The sequence below is a fragment of the Nitrosopumilus maritimus SCM1 genome, from assembly GCF_000018465.1.
Lineage (GTDB): Archaea > Thermoproteota > Nitrososphaeria > Nitrososphaerales > Nitrosopumilaceae > Nitrosopumilus > Nitrosopumilus maritimus.
This window is the reverse complement of sequence record NC_010085.1, coordinates 1051085-1068544: the sequence shown is the minus strand read 5'-3', so window position 1 is coordinate 1068544 and position 17460 is coordinate 1051085. Positions and strand designations below refer to the sequence as shown.

Annotated in this window: 21 protein-coding genes; 14 read left to right on the top strand and 7 right to left on the bottom strand. The window is 34.8% G+C overall.

The annotated features are described in order from the left end of the window. Window positions 1–209: 209 nt before the first annotated feature. From NMAR_RS06275 to NMAR_RS06240, 7 genes are all read left to right on the top strand, one after another. Window positions 210–677: a hypothetical protein gene (locus NMAR_RS06275; protein WP_148680160.1), complete on the top strand. Its 468-nt coding sequence runs from the start codon at window positions 210–212 to the stop codon at window positions 675–677. After that, window positions 677–916 (top strand): ParB N-terminal domain-containing protein, encoded by a 240-nt coding sequence (locus NMAR_RS06270; protein ID WP_012215549.1) that lies wholly within the window; start codon window positions 677–679, stop codon window positions 914–916. The genes NMAR_RS06275 and NMAR_RS06270 overlap by 1 nt, the downstream gene beginning before the upstream one ends. Next, complete coding sequence (locus NMAR_RS06265) at window positions 913–1830, top strand: MT-A70 family methyltransferase (protein ID WP_012215548.1); 918 nt, start codon at window positions 913–915, stop codon at window positions 1828–1830. The genes NMAR_RS06270 and NMAR_RS06265 overlap by 4 nt, the downstream gene beginning before the upstream one ends. A gap of 648 nt (window positions 1831–2478) precedes the next feature. Beyond that, complete coding sequence (locus NMAR_RS06255; protein WP_012215547.1) at window positions 2479–2955, top strand: hypothetical protein; 477 nt, start codon at window positions 2479–2481, stop codon at window positions 2953–2955. Then, window positions 2939–3133, top strand: coding sequence for a hypothetical protein (locus NMAR_RS06250; RefSeq protein ID WP_148680158.1), 195 nt, complete (start codon window positions 2939–2941; stop codon window positions 3131–3133). The genes NMAR_RS06255 and NMAR_RS06250 overlap by 17 nt, the downstream gene beginning before the upstream one ends. Before the next feature lie 637 nt (window positions 3134–3770). Continuing rightward, the gene (locus NMAR_RS06245; protein ID WP_012215546.1) at window positions 3771–4001 is read left to right on the top strand and encodes a hypothetical protein; all 231 of its coding nucleotides are present in this window, start codon (window positions 3771–3773) and stop codon (window positions 3999–4001) included. Further along, window positions 3998–4381, top strand: a complete 384-nt coding sequence (locus tag NMAR_RS06240; protein WP_012215545.1) for a hypothetical protein — start codon at window positions 3998–4000, stop codon at window positions 4379–4381. The genes NMAR_RS06245 and NMAR_RS06240 overlap by 4 nt, the downstream gene beginning before the upstream one ends. A gap of 290 nt (window positions 4382–4671) precedes the next feature. Here the strand turns inward: NMAR_RS06240 and NMAR_RS10080 are convergent, their stop codons facing one another. Further along, entirely contained in the window at window positions 4672–4821 is a 150-nt protein-coding gene (locus NMAR_RS10080; protein ID WP_148680157.1) for an AbrB/MazE/SpoVT family DNA-binding domain-containing protein, read from the bottom strand. On the opposite strand from NMAR_RS10080, the gene NMAR_RS06230 reads away from it, so the two are divergent. Continuing rightward, on the top strand, window positions 4800–6197 hold the full coding sequence (locus tag NMAR_RS06230) for a cupredoxin domain-containing protein (RefSeq protein WP_187146585.1): 1398 nt from the start codon (window positions 4800–4802) through the stop codon (window positions 6195–6197). The two genes, NMAR_RS10080 and NMAR_RS06230, sit on opposite strands and share 22 nt — an antisense overlap. Before the next feature lie 71 nt (window positions 6198–6268). Here NMAR_RS06230 and NMAR_RS06225 read toward each other — a convergent pair whose 3' ends face one another. Beyond that, a complete protein-coding gene (locus tag NMAR_RS06225) occupies window positions 6269–7108 on the bottom strand; it encodes a DUF5131 family protein (RefSeq protein ID WP_012215543.1) in 840 nt (279 codons plus the stop codon). A gap of 73 nt (window positions 7109–7181) precedes the next feature. Here NMAR_RS06225 and tcmP point away from each other — a divergent pair, with 73 nt between their 5' ends. Together tcmP and NMAR_RS06215 are read left to right on the top strand one after the other, a co-directional pair. Next, complete coding sequence (gene tcmP, locus NMAR_RS06220; protein WP_012215542.1) at window positions 7182–8126, top strand: three-Cys-motif partner protein TcmP; 945 nt, start codon at window positions 7182–7184, stop codon at window positions 8124–8126. Between the two features lie 151 nt (window positions 8127–8277). Further along, complete coding sequence (locus NMAR_RS06215) at window positions 8278–9456, top strand: DarT ssDNA thymidine ADP-ribosyltransferase family protein (protein ID WP_012215541.1); 1179 nt, start codon at window positions 8278–8280, stop codon at window positions 9454–9456. A 30-nt stretch (window positions 9457–9486) separates the two neighbouring features. On the opposite strand, the gene NMAR_RS06210 is transcribed toward NMAR_RS06215, so the two are convergent. From NMAR_RS06210 to NMAR_RS06200, 3 genes are all read right to left on the bottom strand, one after another. Next, window positions 9487–10632: a hypothetical protein gene (locus tag NMAR_RS06210; RefSeq protein ID WP_012215540.1), complete on the bottom strand. Its 1146-nt coding sequence runs from the start codon at window positions 10630–10632 to the stop codon at window positions 9487–9489. Between the two features lie 201 nt (window positions 10633–10833). Continuing rightward, window positions 10834–11451, bottom strand: a complete 618-nt coding sequence (locus tag NMAR_RS06205) for a cation efflux transmembrane domain-containing protein (protein WP_012215539.1) — start codon at window positions 11449–11451, stop codon at window positions 10834–10836. Window positions 11452–11529: 78 nt separating this feature from the next. Continuing rightward, on the bottom strand, window positions 11530–11859 hold the full coding sequence (locus tag NMAR_RS06200) for an ArsR/SmtB family transcription factor (protein ID WP_148680155.1): 330 nt from the start codon (window positions 11857–11859) through the stop codon (window positions 11530–11532). A gap of 108 nt (window positions 11860–11967) precedes the next feature. Between NMAR_RS06200 and NMAR_RS09780 the strand changes: the two genes are divergently transcribed. Beyond that, the gene (locus tag NMAR_RS09780) at window positions 11968–13233 is read left to right on the top strand and encodes a hypothetical protein (RefSeq protein ID WP_187146516.1); all 1266 of its coding nucleotides are present in this window, start codon (window positions 11968–11970) and stop codon (window positions 13231–13233) included. Window positions 13234–13686: 453 nt separating this feature from the next. Then, window positions 13687–14388: a high frequency lysogenization protein HflD gene (locus NMAR_RS06195; RefSeq protein ID WP_012215536.1), complete on the top strand. Its 702-nt coding sequence runs from the start codon at window positions 13687–13689 to the stop codon at window positions 14386–14388. Between the two features lie 235 nt (window positions 14389–14623). On the opposite strand, the gene NMAR_RS06190 is transcribed toward NMAR_RS06195, so the two are convergent. Further along, window positions 14624–14968 carry a helix-turn-helix domain-containing protein gene (locus tag NMAR_RS06190; RefSeq protein ID WP_148680153.1) on the bottom strand — a complete coding sequence of 115 codons (345 nt, stop codon included), beginning with the start codon at window positions 14966–14968 and terminating at the stop codon, window positions 14624–14626. A 145-nt stretch (window positions 14969–15113) separates the two neighbouring features. Continuing rightward, window positions 15114–15368 (bottom strand): hypothetical protein, encoded by a 255-nt coding sequence (locus NMAR_RS06185; protein ID WP_012215534.1) that lies wholly within the window; start codon window positions 15366–15368, stop codon window positions 15114–15116. Between the two features lie 310 nt (window positions 15369–15678). On the opposite strand from NMAR_RS06185, the gene NMAR_RS06180 reads away from it, so the two are divergent. Both NMAR_RS06180 and NMAR_RS06175 read left to right on the top strand, forming a co-directional pair. Further along, complete coding sequence (locus NMAR_RS06180; RefSeq protein ID WP_012215533.1) at window positions 15679–16422, top strand: DsbA family protein; 744 nt, start codon at window positions 15679–15681, stop codon at window positions 16420–16422. Between the two features lie 308 nt (window positions 16423–16730). Further along, window positions 16731–17420, top strand: a complete 690-nt coding sequence (locus tag NMAR_RS06175) for a hypothetical protein (RefSeq protein ID WP_012215532.1) — start codon at window positions 16731–16733, stop codon at window positions 17418–17420. Window positions 17421–17460: the final 40 nt, after the last annotated feature.

Sequence of the window (17460 nt, the reverse complement as noted above, 5' to 3'; positions counted from 1 at the left end):
AATCGGTAAATTTGGCCAGTCCTATGAGGATATTATCAAAAAACTGCTTGATTTGGAGGCTAAAAAATGAGCATTTCCACCAATATGCTCTGCAAGGGCTGTTCTTGTGGAGACTGCTCTGAACATGTCTCTCAAATCTCTGTTGTAGATAGTGTAACGAATCTTGCAATAGACGTAAAGTGCAGCTGCAAATGCGAGGAGAATTCCAAATGAACTCTGATGTTTTAGCAAATGATTCTGTTGATGATCAATTTTGCCAAATGTGCGGAAAGTCTTCAACAAAAAATCCTCTGTCCAAAGTAACTGCAGATGACTCTGAGGAAAAAGAACTTGTAATGTGCAACACTTGCATTTGTCTTCGCAATCTGTCTCTTCTGTGTGTGAGTGAGAGTGAGAAAATTAGAAAAGATACGGGATATGAAACGGAAATTCAAATTAACAGAAGAAAAGAAGTGCGATTCCGCCTGTATGCTTATCAGCAGATATCAGAGTCAGAGAACTTGCGAGTTGAGGAACATGATCTGATAAATTCGGCTGCAGAAAAAATCAACATCTCTCCAATTACTGCACGACGATACCTTGACAAAATCTGTTCAAGCGCTGGCGTTCTAAAACGAGTAGATGATGGTGATAGTGTCTATGTAGAGTATTCTCTAAAAAAGGAGGACTTTCAATAATGTCTTTCCAAAAAATAAGTGTCAAAAATATTCGAATAGGCAAGCGGTTCAGAAAAGACATTGGTAGTATTCAACTACTTGAAAATTCTATTGCCACACTGGGACTGTTACAGCCAATAATAGTAAAACAGGAAACAAGTGGTGCATTTACACTTCTTGCAGGATTCAGACGTCTGCAAGCTTGCAAGTCTCTAGGATTTGAGAAAATTGATGCACATGTTATGGGGGATAAGAAATGATTGATGAGACACTTTTGCAGGACTTGCCTTTGGGTCAGCAAATAGAAATTACAGAAAACACAATTCGAAAAAACTTCACGTTTTCTGAAATGTGTGAGATAATTTCCAAGCTAAAACCCAAGCTAGATGAAGAGGCCAAAAAACGCCGCCAAGCTGGTGTCAAATTATCACCAGGTGAGCCAAAATTCAAGGTTCGTGACGAAATTGCGCATTATGTAGGCGTGTCTGGAGGCCAAATTGACAAAATCATGGCAATAGAGCAGCAGGTGAGGGAAAATCCAAAGGAATTTGGCAATATCCCTCAAAGAATAGAGTCCGGTATGAGCATAGACTATGCTCACAAAATGATCAACACTGCAAAAAAGGCCACAACTCCAACTCCCAATCTGCCAAAAAACCAGTACGAGGTAATTGTTGCAGATCCTCCCTGGAAATATGACTTGCCATTAGAAGGAGCACCTGATTACAAAACAATGACACTTGAAGAAATGAAATTGGAGATTCCTAATGTTCCCTCATACAAGGACTGCATTTTGTTTATGTGGACTACGAATCCCAAACTTGACGAGGCATTGTCTCTTATGAAACATTGGGGTTTTACTTACAAAACAAACATGGTGTGGGTAAAACAAAAAAACAACAAACTGCAAAACGGTACTGGGTATTACTTTAAGGGATCACATGAGCTTCTGCTTGTTGGCACCAAAGGAAACCCAGGAGTTCCACCAGAGTCTGTACGTGTGTCCTCTGTTGGAATGGCAGAAAGAACAAGACACTCTGAAAAGCCTCGCATGTTTTATCGTATGATTGAAAAATACTATCCTGCAAAAAAGAAGTTTGAAATGTTTGCAAGGGGCAAAGACTCTGCAGATGACGGAACATGGACTTATTGGGGAGATTCCGTCCAAGACTAAAATTCTGATCTCTGTTTTACCCGATCATAAAGCTGTCATCCTTAAAGGATGGTTGCTGTGCCTGAAAAATTACCGCAAATAAAAAAATTAAAAAAATCAAGCAGAATTTCTGATCTGTCTTATGTCCGATCACAAAGCTGTTATGCTAAAAGCATGGTTGGCACGCCTGAAAATAACTGTGTAAAAAAATAAATTATTTTTTTACAAGATATGGTGGATCGCATTTTCTAAAATTAATTTTAATAAAAATGAAGAAAGGATTTTTGTTATCCTCGTACTTCTCGTAAATGGCTTCGCGTAGCTTCTAACACAAAATCTGAAACTGATCTGTACCCGCCCGTTTCCGTAATCTCGTTAATTTGTTTGGCCAGTGTCTTTGGCAATTTGACTGATGTATACATCGTCATGTATCCACCTTTTATCCTCCTTGTATTAATGCCTTGCTTGTTCAAAATGACAATTTGGTTAATTTTTGGCATATTTTTTGACACCTTTACACGTATGCTGAGTATGAAAGCTCTTAAATGAAACAGAATAAACCAAGGATACAATGGTCATACGGACAGAAAACCACACTATGGGCAAAAACCAGACATTTTGTCTGTCTTTTGCTCTAATTTCTGCATCTGTATCAATTGGGGGAAAATCATGTATCTAGACTCTGCTGCAAAATACAGAATTAAAATTGATGTCGGCCAAATCATACAGAGTACAGTTGCATCCCAATGCGAAAGACATCTTGCAAATAATCTGAACTTTTTAGATCATCTTACCTGCAGTATTGCAAACAATGCAATTGAAATTATTTTTAATCCTCCAGACAACGTTACAGACAAGTATCTTTTTGAATTAATCACGACAACTCTTCAGCAAGCAGGAGTCTCTTACCTTCGTGCAATTTTGAGCATCTATGTTGGCAGCTCTGGGAAAACAGCAGGTGGAACTATTCTGGGAGCTCTGATGGGACTAAAGTTTGGTCCTATTGGAGGAGTTCTGGGAGCTGCAGCTGGTGCTGGTGCAGCAAAATTCCTATTTGATTGGAAAAATCTTTGTGAGTGTACCGATGATGAACTGGGACATTTGGTAATTCGAGACTATGGGGAGAATCATGATGGAAGACACTGAACAAATCGGCTGGAATTATGTTGAAGGCTGCATCACTGCATACCTTCGCGGAAAAAAGACACTGCCTTGGATTATTTCCATCATTAACGGCTCTGACACCAGACGATTAGAAAAAATAATTGAATCTACTGATGGCATTTCACAACGCAAAGATGAATTGTTGAGGAGCATACGATGAAAAAATTTCTAGACTATCACGAAGAACGTTGCACTTGCGGCAAGACATTAAAATTTCGAACAGAAAAGCAAAAAAAATTTGTAGAAAAATCTCACGCTACTAGCAATAGACATCGAAAGATGTTTGGGTGGTATTCATGACACTATATTCTTTTGACATGTTTGATCATGCTGGATCAAAAAATTCTACGATCATCTTTATTAGGTACAATGCGGTACTATTACCGTACCAAAACATGAATTCTGATAATACTCTAATGATTGTGAGGGCTGGTCTCTGATGGCAGTACGTGGACGAAATAGATGTGGCCAAGTCAGGGCAATAAAGGCAAAGCAAACCTCAAGGGTTCCATTTACCACATCGGGAATATCGAAAATTCCAAAAAGCCCTGGAGTCTACAAGATTAACCAATACGGAAAGACGCGTTATATTGGAAGCACTAATGACCTGCATAGGCGTGTAAAAGAGCATCAGCGCACAGGCAATACTGGTACATCTGTCAGCTACCAAAAAACCTCCACAAGAACACAGGCCTATAACCTTGAACGCAACTCCATTAGAAGAACATGTCCTTCTCGCAACAGAACAAAGCCTAACAGCTGCAAGGGTTTTTGGGAGAGATTTCTAGGGTGATAAAATGACTGCAATCATGGACAAGGCAAAAATCTCAGGGATTGTAGGGGCTCTTGGCGCACTGATTGCAGTTGCAGGTGGACACACAAGCATGTTCTTGTTTGCAGGATTTGGATTATTCTTTTTTACAATGATGATTCAGTACGGCGGAATACAATTTAAAATTGCAACATCTGCTGCCACACTTTTGGGAGTTGCATATTTTCTAAATCAGATGGGAGTGATCAATACATGAAGTTAACATGGAACGGTCCCATAACATATTCTGTCGGAGGAAAATTTACATATCCAAAATATTCCGGAGTGTACATTATTGCAAAAACAATTGATGGCATCAAAAAGGCAAAATACGTAGGCCAGGTAAATATTTACGAAAGAATGAAAGTCCATGAAAGCAATGACGAGTCAAACTCTTGTGTAAAAAAAGTAATGAGTAACCGTGATGACATCAAAGTCTACTACACTGAGATTAAAAACGAAACGGACAGAGACAATGCAGAATTTACACTTTACAATTTCTATGGTGGCTCGGACAAATTATGCAATGAAAATACGCCATTTGGAGAATATGATTACGACATTAGCGGTCCGTTCTTACAAGAGATAGAGCCCTAAAACGGAATGCTTTCTTTTGGCGGAGGATTGTTTATCATTCCGCACTCAACATGATAATATCCTCCAATAATCGGAGACTTGTTTTCCCACGTCCAATATCCTTTGTCAGGATTAATTTTCTGCCCGCATTTTTTGCAGTGCACAAAAAGACGAATGTGTAACTCTCTTAGCATGTGTACTGTATTTTTAAAATAGATCATAAGACAAGAAGTAAAATTTTTCTCACTCAATACCTTTCATGACATCCATTTTGAGGTTCGTTATAAAATGATGGATTTTTTTTGAAATTTCTATACATCTGTCTTTAGGACAATTTTGCCGTCTTCCTCAACAAATGCTAGAGTCTGACCGGACTCAATTTTCATAACCTTCCTGACATCCTCGGGTACTGTAATCTGATATCTAACAGTAACTTTACTTGAGCCTAGAATTTTTGCCATATCTCATGAAAATCAAAGATATCAAGAAAATTATGTATAGCCATGATTACCATGAATTCCATGAATATTCATATACTAGTACACGCTCCACACCATGCTTGCATCTGACGTATCTTGTATTGGCATTTGCTCTGATAATCCCGTCTTTTGCATATGCCCAAGAATCTGGTGATTTTCCAAACTGGTATACAGAATTTGTAATCATGTGGACGGAAAGACAAATTGCAGATGATGAATTTATCTTGTCAACAGAATATCTAGCAAACCAAAATTTGATTTCAGTGCCATTGTTTGATCCTACAAGTCCGTCCGCCGGAATTCCTGATTGGATAAAAAATACTGCAGACTGGTGGACAGACGGCATTGTGTCTGATTCCGAGTTTCTTTCAAGCTTGGAATTTTTGGTTGATACAAATGTAATTAAAAAAACATCGTACCAATCTGATTCTCTGTTTGATAATTTTACAATTGATGTTGAGAAATTAGAAAACGGTGAGAAAGTTACATGGACATCAAAGGATAGTTTGTCCCATACAATAACAAGCGGTACTCCTGCAAAACACACACCGTTGTTTTCTTCTGGAATTATTCACAAGGGAGAATCCGTATCCTATGTTCTTGAGAATGGTGTCTATTCTTTTTTCTGCATGATACATCCCTGGGAAACAGAAACTCTTACTGTACCTGTTGCATTGGAGAATTATCAAACGGCAGAATCTGATTTTCCTGATTCCAAAACAGAAGAAACAACTTTAGAACAAAAACAAGAAGAACACAAAACGCTGCAAGAAAAACAAGCAAAGAAAATTCTTGCAAATTTTGGCAGCACGTCATTGAACATTGTATCTGTTTCCAACTCTGACGGGCAATTACACTTGGAATACATGGAGGAATTTTTCACCAGACACATAGATCAATTCAATCCTCAAATTGTAGAGAACATAAAATTAATGGAAAACGATCCTGAAAAATATCTTGATTTGGCTTTGGCTGATGCAGGACTGTCTCGGGAATTTTATTCTGGGCAGATTTCAATATGGGGTGAAATTTTCAAGGTAAAATCTGAGAACCTTGATCAACAACATGTTCGTTCTTTGGAGGAAATGCAGTCTTTGGATTTGGAGGATTCCAAAAAAGAATACTATGTTGCAGAAATAAACAAGGCTAAGCAGACATTTGATGACATGTTAGAGTCCTCCGGCCTAACCATGATTCAGCCACTTGAGGAAAAAATTACAAAATCTGAACATTCTGACTCTTCTAAAGGTAAGATCCTTGAATCAAATTTGTCAGAAAATGACCATATTGGCAGAATAATTGCAACAATTTCTGATTTTATTACGTCCTTGTTATATGGAATCAAATCTTTGTTCTAAACTGTGTCCAAATTGGGCCTAAAACAATGTCTGGAACTTAACAGTCCCACTGTGTTGAAAATTTTTCTAAATTAATTTTTTACAAGCATTTGTTCCCTTTTCATTGCTTCGTGTTTCATACACATTTCTGCAAAGGCAATTTCATCAAAATTAACATTTTTCAAAGAATTTCTTTTCTCAATTTCTGGATATTCACTATACTTTCTTCTGTTAATTGTTCTTCCTCCAGATTTTGGTCTGAATCCTCCCCATTGTTTGAAAAATACTGGAACTTCTTGTTCTTTACATTGATCAATTATCTCTTCAATCCATTCTTTCTTTACTTTTCTAAAATGATGACCACTTTCTCCTCCAATTATTGCCCAATCAATACCTTTTAGGTTCACTTTTCCAACTGAACCAATAAGAGGTTCAAAACTAATGAATCTTGTATGGCATTTGACTTTTCGAAGATCTTTGATTCTTGAAACATATTGTTTATTTTCAATACTTGTTCCCATCCACATGAAATTAGGAATTTTATGACCAAAATATTCAAAAAATATTTTTGAGAATTCTGCCATTCTTTTTGGACGTTTTGTTAAAATTTGATAATCATGACGATCAGCCTGAATCATTGTTGCAAAACATTTGCCTGTAAACTCAAATGTTGAGTTTTCGTGGAAAAGATCTGACATGCTATTAACAAAAATCTTTTTGGGCTTTTTCCATGTTAGTGGTAGATTGACATCTGAAGGGTGTTCCACATATTGAAATCCTTTTTTATATTTTTGTTGCCCCATAGCTTTCAATCTTTTAGTAAGTGTCTCTGCATAGCAATTTTTACAACCTGGAGAAATTTTTGAACAGCCACTTGTGGGGTTCCACGTTGCCTCTGTCCACTCAATCCCCGACCCAATTGCCAATGACATAAGCTAAAAATCATTAATTTTAAATGTTTTAAGGCGAATTTCATAACGTAACACTGTAACTTTGCCTCCTAAAATGAAACAAGAAGATTGGATTCGAAATAAATTAGAAATTCTAACTAAAATTGCGCAGAAAGTGCCTGATTCTGAAATTAAAAATGAATATGCAGAATATACCGCATTAAAATTAATTTCTGTAAATTATTACAAAACTACTTTTCTGAATGTTGTAAGACGAAATGATAAAGCAAAAAAATATTATGATGGTGCTGTTTACATTGATCTTTTTTCCGGTTCAGGTTTAGTTAAATTAAGAGAAACTGGTGATATTATAGCAGGTTCTCCTCTTTGTGCGTTATCGCATCCGGACATGAATTTTGACTATGCTGTATGTGTTGAAAAAGATAAGAAGAAATCCCAAGTTTTAGAACAACGTTTAGACAAAATTCTTCCTAAAGAAAAATTTAATGTGATTCAAGGTGATTGTAATGCTGTTATTTCAAATGTTGTTAATAATATAAAATCTAAATTTAGTAATCCTATTGTTTTTACTTTTGTTGATCCTGAGGGTATGGAAATAAAAATGAAGACCCTAAAATTTCTTAGCGACTCATTTCCTGCTCAAGATTTTATGATCAATGTGGGTTCTCAGGGTCTTTTACGAGTTAAAGGCAAATTGGATAAGGGCGATACATCTACAGAATCTACTTGGAATGAATATTGGGGTGAAGAAAATGCTGAGGCTTTATTGTATGAGATATCACAAGGACAAACAATTGAGGATAAGTATCAAGAAAAACTTTCAGAAATTTTAGGAAAAAAATTAGGAGAAACTATTCCTATACGTGGAATTCCTGGAAATATTGAATACTATATTTTGGCATACTCTAGAAAAACTAAGGGCGATTCAAAATATGTTGGTTCATTAACCACATTGAAATCTAGAATTGAAAAAGAAGATAAAAAATCTGTAAAAAGAATGATGGATGTTCTTTCAGGAAGAAACCAAACATTATTCTAGAAAATTTTAGAAATTTCAACTCTATCTATGTATCTGTGTTCCTAGTGGGTAGTATTATTCACTGAAAAGATCCCATTTTTAGGCAAATTAACCTATTCCATACCATCCTCTCAATCATGTATTTAAAATACATAATAAGAAATGGAGAATTATGGATGAATTCAAAATTTATACTCCTGACTTGAGCCAATACCTTTTCTACATTACACATATTGACAATATTCCGTCCATGCTGCAAAATGGAATTCTCTCTCATGATCAAATTGTAAAACAAAAACTCGAATACACTTCAATTTATGACAGCGATATTGTTTCCAGTAGAAGAGAAAAAACCGCTAATGGGAAAAGTCTTTGGTATTTTGCTAATCTGTATTTCCAACCTCGAAATCCTATGCTGTACCGTGTAACTATGGAAAAATCTCCTGATTGCATAGCTGTTGTCGCTGTTGATAAAAAAATCCTTACTACTCCTAACACAATTATCACTGACGGAAATGCTGCAAATGGTCCTACACATTTCTATCCTAATACTGAATTCAAAACTATTGAACGACAAATTAACAGAATTACTAGTTTACAGTGGTGGACAGATAGTAATGCTACTAAAAGACAAATTATGGCTGAATGTCTAGTTCCAGAACGAATTCCACCTGAATTCATTCGTGCAATTTATGTTAGTAATCATACTCTTGCAGACGAAATACGAAATTCTATGTCTTCTAGCATTTCAATAATTCCTGAACCTTCTATGTTCTTCCAACCTGTAAGACAAATTCCACTCACTTCAAATCTTTCATTGGTAGAAGGAGATTTGTTTTTCTCAAAAATGCAAACCCTTACTGTAAGTGTAAATTGTATTGGAGTAATGGGAAAAGGGTTGGCCTCTAGAGCAAAATATCAATTCCCAGATGTTTATGTACACTATCAAGATCAGTGTAAAAGAAAAACACTTCGAATGGGCAAGCCTGTATTGTATCAACGTGAAGCCCCATATCATGAACAAATTGCAGATGATCCTAGCTCTTTAGGAAATAAAAAAGACACATGGTTTTTGCTTTTTGCTACAAAACAACACTGGCGAGATAATAGCGATATTGAGGGTATAGAGCAGGGATTAAAATGGCTTTTAGATAACTATGAACAAAAAGGAATAGAATCACTTGCAATTCCTGCACTAGGTTGTGGTTTAGGACGTCTAAGTTGGGAAGATGTTGGACCCATACTTTGCAAGTATCTATCTCAAATGAACATACCCGTGTGGATATATTTGCCTGCAGAAAAACAACTTTCTAATAATTTACTTACAAAGGAGTTTCTATTGGATAGTTAACTTCCATATTTGAAATTTTTATTTATGAAATTACTTTACTAATGACAAACTGCAACTATCTTCATCGATGTTTTGCAAAAGATTAATCACATCATTATATTCGGATTGCATCTCCACAACATTTTGTTTTTTGAAGTTGTAGCTTACAATCATTTTTTCTGCAAGACTGATGTTTGCATCCCCACATTGTAAATTAGTCATGTCATTCAATGACATCATATTACCGTCAATCCTAAACATTTTTTCATCTAAGAGTTCTTCTGAACTTTTATCGGCATAATACAATGCAAATAGTATCTTGTCATCGTGTCCAGCATTTGTCTTATAGTTTACATCAAGAGCAATTTCCAAAATTATTTTTGTTATTTCTAATGCTGCATCAGGGTCTTTTTTTGCAGCTTTGTGACCCAATATTGCATATTTTTTTAATAATTCACATTTTTGTGCGTCTATCTCCCGTTGACACAATTCATCTATAGATATGAGTTGATCCTCATGAGGTACAAGAGGTATTGAAAAAATGTATTCTGTACCTGTAACTAAGAATAACATCTCTTCATATGTCCGTTCTGGGAATAATGTATTCAAATGCTCTCCAAGAGATACTTCTTTTCCTGATTTAGGATCAATTGTGTGTACTTTTTCCATAACCTCAAATGCAATTTTTGTTGTAATCTCTTGTTTAGAATCCACACCTTCAAGATTTTCAGCATATGCCATTTGCATCATCATATCATCAATTGCAATCTGTTGTAATGGAATAGTGATTTCAGGAATATCTAAAATATCATCCGAATTCATTGAATGTGAAATAGAACTGATTAAAACATATTTTTCATATGTATAGAAATGATCTAGAAATTCTGGCACATCTGGAAATATTGTTACTAAAAGATCAAATTCATCTGGATATGTATTTTTGACATAGTGCAATTTGTCTCCAATCTTGGCTAAAATTTCATAATCTATCATACCATCATGTAATTTTTGAATTACGAAAGGTAATTCCCACATAAGCTCATTGATTTCAGCAGGTTTTGAAATTGGCTCAACTATTGATTCAAAAGTATTGGTTAGATCAAATGTTGGTAAACCCCAATTATCTGCATAAACATATTGTGCTGGTAGAATTAAAATCAGTGATGCGATCAGTGCAAGACAGACTGAATTTTTCACACAATTTGTTACCTTTCATGATATTTAATCCGCTACAAAACTGAACTTTGATTAACAATCATCACTCAACACAAATTTTGTTTGAAATATGTTGTTTTTAGGAACTTTTTTCAAGACACTTTGGTGGCATAGTCTGTAGAGATTGGAACCAACACTCGTAAAACAACTATTGGTCTGTGAACCAAACACTATCCATTAGTCTCACACTTCAGATTTTTTTAGATCACTTCGTGCATCTTTTATTATTGACCATGAGGATTGCAAAAAGAGACTTGCAATAATGCCTGCTACAATAAGATCAGGAAATGACGTGTCTGTCAAAAAGACAAAACCTGCACCGACTATGACCAAAATATTTCCAAGTGCATCGTTTCTACTAAAGAGCCATACTGCACGAACATTAGCATCACCTTTTCGATGTGGAAGCAATATGATAACTGCAATAACATTGATCAATAATGCACCAAAACCAAGTATTCCCATTAGTCCAGCTTCAGGGGTTTGTAGAACTTGCGTTCGGTAAATTGTGTACGCTAGAACACCAATTCCCATAACTCCTAGAAATATTCCTTGAATGAGTGCTGAACGAGCTCGAAGTTTAAGCCCCCATCCTATAGCAAGCAGTCCTAAGAATGTAATAGAACCATCTCCTAGAAAATCTAGTGCGTCTGCTTTGAGTGCTTGGGAATCTGCAAAGAATCCTCCAATCATTTCGACTAATCCATAACCCACATTAAGCAAAACAACTATCCATAATGCTCTACGATAAGCAGGAGTGATGTGTGCTAGATCTTTTGGTAAATCGTCATCGTCAGACATTTCATTTCCTCATGACAAATTGTGTTTGAATGCAAATCTTGCAACAATCAAAAGAATTTCCAATAAAGAACCACAAGATTATTTTTTGTAATTGACACAGGAATAGATTCCATCTGCAATGTCAGTCAAAATATCATCACTTTGTTTGAGAAGCTTGGCAACTCTTTTGTCTCCAATACTGTAAAATCTATTCTTGCCATCCTTCCTGCTCTTGACTAGACCACATTCTAACAAGCAGGACAAATGATTAGATACGTTTGGTTGGCTTTGCTTTAGTTTTTCTGCAATCTCTGTAACTGTCTTTTCTCCATCTGATACTGATTCTAGAATGGCTAATCTTGTCACATCTCCGAAACCTCTGAACAATTTTGCTTTAAGTTCCAGTTTGTCATTTACCATCTTTAACATATCATCAATTAATGATATAATATTATATAAATAGAACATTCTAAATTAATAGAATCAATTATGAAAATTGGAATTTCACTTAAATCCCATAATTACATAAAAAATTCATTGAATAACTACCTCTTTGCGGGAATTTTGGTTTTTACTCTAACAGTAATTTCATTTTCATTAATCTCTGAACCCGTTTTTGCTCAAATGACTCCTCATATGACCCCTAGACAACAAATGATGATGGGAACAAGTCCCGACCAAATCACATGTGTTGATGGCAAAGTTCTCATGATGAGAAATATGGGAACATCTGTCTGTGTCAATCCTGACAGCTATTTGAGATTGGCAGATCGTGGTTGGGGTAATTGGGATATGAACATGATGGCAAACGATCCTCAACAAATGCAACGAGTAATGAATAGTATGATGAACAATCCTCAAACTGGAAAGCTTTGGTATGATGTCATGACAAATGATCCTCAACATTTGCAGACAATGACTAATCAAATGATGTCAACTATGACAAACAACCCTCAGATGATGAGTCCTATGATGAATACTATGATGAATGATCCAGAACTACGTCAACAAATGATGGATATGATGATGCAACACCAACCAATGATGCAAACAATTCGGGGAAATGGTACTATGATGAACATGATGATGGGAGGTTCAATGAATCATGGTATGATGGGAATGATGAATGATCCTACTACTAGACAACAAATGATGGATATGATGACAAACAACCCTCAGATGATACAAGACATGATGAATAATGGAATGATGATGAACATGATGAAAGGTGGAATGATGATGGGCAACATGATGGGCTCAAACATGATGATGGGAAATAACATGATGAACAACAACATGATGGGTGGCTCTATGATGGGTAAAGGAATGATGATGAATAACATGATGGGAATGAATCACGGAATGATGTCAACTATGAACAATACAAGCATGATGGGAACTGCAATGAATGATCCTGAACTTAGACAGCAGATGATGATTGACATGATGAATCACCCACAAATGATGTATGATATGATGAACAATAATCAAATGATGAACATGATGAACATGAATCCTGTGATGAACAGTAACTGGACAATGAATAATCACCACATGATGAATAACATGATGAATCAGATGATGAGTAATCCACAAGCAATGCAGAACATGCATGATATGATGTTAAACAATCCTTGGCACATGCAAGGAATGATGGGTAACATGATGAGTTCAATAATGAACCAAATGATGGATGATCCAGAACTACGACAGCAAATGATGAATAACATGATGATGAATCCTCAAATGATGAATAACATGATGAACAATCAACAATTCATACAGAGTCTGAACAATCCTTAGAGAATACAAGTATTGGAATCCAAGAGAAAGCAGTTTTGCGGTTATTGCCCTGAAGACAAGTGTATGTTGGATTGTAAAATATGCAATCCAAAGTTTGGAAAAGGGTGCAAATGTGATTGTTAATTGTAGAAAATGATTATTTCATGTGTAACCAATACTTGCTAAACGACTATTGATCTGTGAACTAAACATTTGCCTAAAAATGGTTCAAACTTTGTGAGAATTGAGTCATTCACTTTGTTTTAAAATACTGTTTTTGATTCATTTTTTACAGATAATCTGTTTCGGATATTTTTTTAGATTCTAATGTATGACTCATCAATTTTTTATCACTATTTTTACTGGAAAACAATTAACACTTAATTTTATTAATTATACTTTGAACAAATTAGTTGATATCTCATAGTAGAAGAAGTTCTTGAACAAATTGGAATACTTACTCCTTCTTTAGTGATGGGATTAGGACTTGTAGTTGGAATTCAACATGCATTTGAACCAGATCATGTTGCTGCAGTAAGTACTCAGATATCAAAATCAAAATATCTGCAGAAATCCGTAGGAGCATCACTCAAAGAATCTCTTACAAAATCATCTATTCTTGGCGCACTTTGGGGAGCAGGACACACTACAACTCTAGTTCTGATTGGATTTTTAGTATATGTACTTGCAATAACAATTCAGGATCAGATCTTTTTTGGATTTGAGTTTGCAGTAGGACTGATGCTTGTATTTCTGGGAATAACTACAATTGTTAATAAAAAAATCCAACTCAAACACAAACACCCACATCAACACAAAGATGGAACTATTCATCTTGATGAACATAATCATAATGATTCTGATCATAGACATGCTCACAAATCATATTTGATTGGTTTAATCCATGGGTTGGCAGGAAGCGGAAGTCTTGTAGTGTTAACTGCCACAACTTTAGAAAATATTGAACTGGTTTTGAGTTTTATTATGATATTTGGAATTGGTTCGATGATTGGAATGACTCTAGTTGGAGGTCTCATGGGAATACCTCTTGTCTTTACTAGTAAAATTGGAATGATTCAAAAGACTTTCAGATATGTATCGGGAATATTCAGTCTTATTATTGGGTTTAACATAATATTTCAGATTGGAATTCTTGAGAATTTGATTGCGTTTTAATTTGATATATTTACGAAGAATAAACTCACTAATGATATACAATTTTCATACGTGAGCTACATCTTTTGATATCTTTCCCGTATCTTTTACTTTCAAAACGATACCTTTCACAAATTCCTCTACATGTCATTATGGGATCAAGAGTCTGCATTTTGGACATTTGTTTTTCTGTTTTGTGAAATAATGTATTGTGGAAATCCCTCCGCACAAACTGCAAATTTTTAGAGATGTCTGTCTACTCATTTTTGATACTTGTATTCTTGCTAAATGTTATTTTTGGTTCAAATTCCTTGATGCTGATTTTTACGTCTCTGATCAGACTTTGGTACAATCTATTTACGTGACCTGTTTTTGCAAAATCTGATTTCTCCAAAATCAATGAGCATTCTTTAAGGCTGTGAATTTTTTTGTAAACTGAGCTCATAGGAATTTTCAATTCTTTTGAAATCTCTTGTGTTGTTTTTGGTTTTTTTATGATTGAAAATAGAATGTGTCTTGATTCCAAATTGGCCAGCTCGTTGAAGATTTTATGAGAAATATCGTACTTTTCTACTAACAATGGCCTTAACTTCTTTGTCACAAAAAAATTTTGTAATTGTGCATGATATAAAAAAACTAGTAAATCCAAAAATATAGAATATGACTCTATAATCTGATTTTATCAAAGAAAACATCAACGCAATTTGTTTGAAATCATATAGACAACTAGGTAAGCAACATGTTGGTCAGCATTTACACAAGAATTCTAGATTGTTTGCCTGGTCGCTGTACGGATCAGTTGTCAAAAACCAGCCTGAAAGCCAATTCTTTTTTGGATAAATGTACACCTTGTTGTCTTCTTTGTACGTATAGAAACTGTATTTTTTTATTCGTAGCCAGTGTACGATAGTTTCTGAACGAAGTTCTTTCCCGTTAACTTCCACATGTGTTATGTTGCCAAAAAAATCCTGCTTGACACATGTAATTTCATATTCTTCCATGATTGTATTGTGATTTGAATTTATTATAAAAAATATTGTAACATAATATTTCAAAAAATAATCATATTACTTTTTAACAAAAACAACAACATTGTCTGCATGAATAGACGTTTTGCTATTGTAATTGCACTTTTAGGAATAGTAATTACGTTTGCAGTAATTATTGGCTCACCTGCAATAGGTGGATTTGATGCTATGAGATAATCTCTAGAATTTTAATATTTTGAGAATTAATTGATTATTTTACAATTGAAAACTTTACACTTGTAAAATTCAGTAGTTAATTATCTCTGATTTCATTCTTGATGTGATGCTGGTAAAAACATTTGTAAAAAATAATCTTGTGCTCTGTGTAGCATCAGTAGTACTGGTTGTTTTTTTTCTAGGATATCTTGTTGGAATGGAAGTTGGACAGGATACAGTTAGAAAACAAGAGCTAGCAAATTTAGAACAAAGACTAGCCGAGTTAAAAGATTCTAAATCTAATACTCCTTCCCAAATCTCAAAAGATAATGATCCTCTGTTAGGTGATCCTGATGCACCATTATCTATTGTTGAATTCTCTAATTTTCAATGCAAGTTTTGTCTTAGGTTTTATTCTGATACATTACCGTTACTGAAAACACAATATATCGATACAGGCAAGGTAAATCTGATCTATCGTGATTTCCCCATACCAAAAATTTATGATAATTCCATGTCTGCTGCACTAGCCTCAGAATGTGCTAATGAGCAAGGTAAATTTTGGGAATATCATGATATTTTGTTCGAAAATCAGCATACGTGGAGGCAAAACGAATCTGATTTATCCCTTTTAACATTCAAGCAATTTGCCAACACATTGGTCCTAAATCAAGAAAAATTTGACTCTTGTTTGGATTCAGGAAAATATGCTGATGAGATAAATTCTGATGTTGGTGACGGTCGTGATTATGCAGTTTCAGGCACTCCTACGTTTTTTGTTGGCAATGATAAAGTGGGATATTCCTCATTGTTTGGCACACAGTCATTTTCAGATTTTCAAAAAATCATTGATGAGAAATTAGAACAGTAGCTTTGTAAATTATTTATTCAAACAATATTTTGATTAATTAGTTTTGAAAAAACTATGTTCTATCTAAACGGATTGTTGATGATTCCTCTTTCGACTAAAATCATTAGTGCCACAGGTATTCCAACACTAATTAAAATTCCTGCTAACACAAAAACATCCTTGTTCATTTTGTTTTGAAAATTATTTTTATCAGTTATTACTTTGTATATTTACAACTGTAAAATGAAAAAAATTAATTTTACAATTGTAATGACGATACTACCAATTTTTCAATTAGATTTATTTATGATTTTAATTTCATATCTACAATGAAACTAATTTGGATAATTCTTCCACTAATTTTTCTTTTAACAATTGATGTTGAAAAATCATTTGCAGATGATTCGCCAGCACATGATGAATGCATCAATATGAATAATACAAAAAACATACTGTGTGATGAAACATTTGTACCTCAATCCGTGAGCATATTTAGTGTAGTGGACAGCTCTGTTGGAATTTTTGAGGATCCTGATACCAAATTACCTGTTGTTGATCTGGGAACTTTTTATGGAATAGGTGGGAATGGAACAATCCCTGATATGATCAACGTATACAGGGACAGCGTTCTCTGGAAGACAACTACCAAAGAAACAGGTATAGCTCCTTCAACTTCACACAGTGAATGGCAACTTCCTCAAACATTCTTCTTTAATGAGCTTCCTGGAAAATACAAACTTGTTTTAATCACAAATGATGTGGAAACATTAGTTTATGAATTTCTAGTAGTACAAATCATAGAAAAATTGGAAAACGATAATTTGGAATCAGATGTTAACGTAGATCCTCCTGCTTCAGACCTGGCGCCCCTAAAACAAGTTGCAAGTGGTATTTTACCTGATGACATTTTATGCAAAGAAAATTTGCAATTGGTACTCAAAACTACAGATAACAGTCCTGCTTGTGTTAGTTCCAATACTGCGGAAAAGCTAATTCAGCGTGGTTGGGCCAAAAATTAGAATTATCTGATTTATTCTGTACATTTCTTGATATGTGTTA

Excerpts from the sequence above, each read along its gene's own strand:
- NMAR_RS06185 (WP_012215534.1), bottom strand. The coding sequence starts at position 15,368 with ATGGAAGAATATGAAATTACATGTGTCAAGCAGGATTTTTTTGGCAAC.
- NMAR_RS06270 (WP_012215549.1), top strand. The coding sequence starts at position 677 with ATGTCTTTCCAAAAAATAAGTGTCAAAAATATTCGAATAGGCAAGCGG.
- NMAR_RS06205 (WP_012215539.1), bottom strand. The coding sequence starts at position 11,451 with ATGTCTGACGATGACGATTTACCAAAAGATCTAGCACACATCACTCCT.
- tcmP (WP_012215542.1), top strand. The coding sequence starts at position 7,182 with ATGAAACAAGAAGATTGGATTCGAAATAAATTAGAAATTCTAACTAAA.
- NMAR_RS06195 (WP_012215536.1), top strand. The coding sequence starts at position 13,687 with ATGGGATTAGGACTTGTAGTTGGAATTCAACATGCATTTGAACCAGAT.
- NMAR_RS06175 (WP_012215532.1), top strand. The coding sequence starts at position 16,731 with ATGAAACTAATTTGGATAATTCTTCCACTAATTTTTCTTTTAACAATT.
- NMAR_RS06250 (WP_148680158.1), top strand. The coding sequence starts at position 2,939 with ATGATGGAAGACACTGAACAAATCGGCTGGAATTATGTTGAAGGCTGC.
- NMAR_RS06225 (WP_012215543.1), bottom strand. The coding sequence starts at position 7,108 with ATGTCATTGGCAATTGGGTCGGGGATTGAGTGGACAGAGGCAACGTGG.
- NMAR_RS06180 (WP_012215533.1), top strand. The coding sequence starts at position 15,679 with ATGCTGGTAAAAACATTTGTAAAAAATAATCTTGTGCTCTGTGTAGCA.
- NMAR_RS06255 (WP_012215547.1), top strand. The coding sequence starts at position 2,479 with ATGTATCTAGACTCTGCTGCAAAATACAGAATTAAAATTGATGTCGGC.
- NMAR_RS06240 (WP_012215545.1), top strand. The coding sequence starts at position 3,998 with ATGAAGTTAACATGGAACGGTCCCATAACATATTCTGTCGGAGGAAAA.
- NMAR_RS06200 (WP_148680155.1), bottom strand. The coding sequence starts at position 11,859 with ATGTTAAAGATGGTAAATGACAAACTGGAACTTAAAGCAAAATTGTTC.
- NMAR_RS06245 (WP_012215546.1), top strand. The coding sequence starts at position 3,771 with ATGACTGCAATCATGGACAAGGCAAAAATCTCAGGGATTGTAGGGGCT.
- NMAR_RS06275 (WP_148680160.1), top strand. The coding sequence starts at position 210 with ATGAACTCTGATGTTTTAGCAAATGATTCTGTTGATGATCAATTTTGC.
- NMAR_RS06265 (WP_012215548.1), top strand. The coding sequence starts at position 913 with ATGATTGATGAGACACTTTTGCAGGACTTGCCTTTGGGTCAGCAAATA.
- NMAR_RS06215 (WP_012215541.1), top strand. The coding sequence starts at position 8,278 with ATGGATGAATTCAAAATTTATACTCCTGACTTGAGCCAATACCTTTTC.
- NMAR_RS10080 (WP_148680157.1), bottom strand. The coding sequence starts at position 4,821 with ATGGCAAAAATTCTAGGCTCAAGTAAAGTTACTGTTAGATATCAGATT.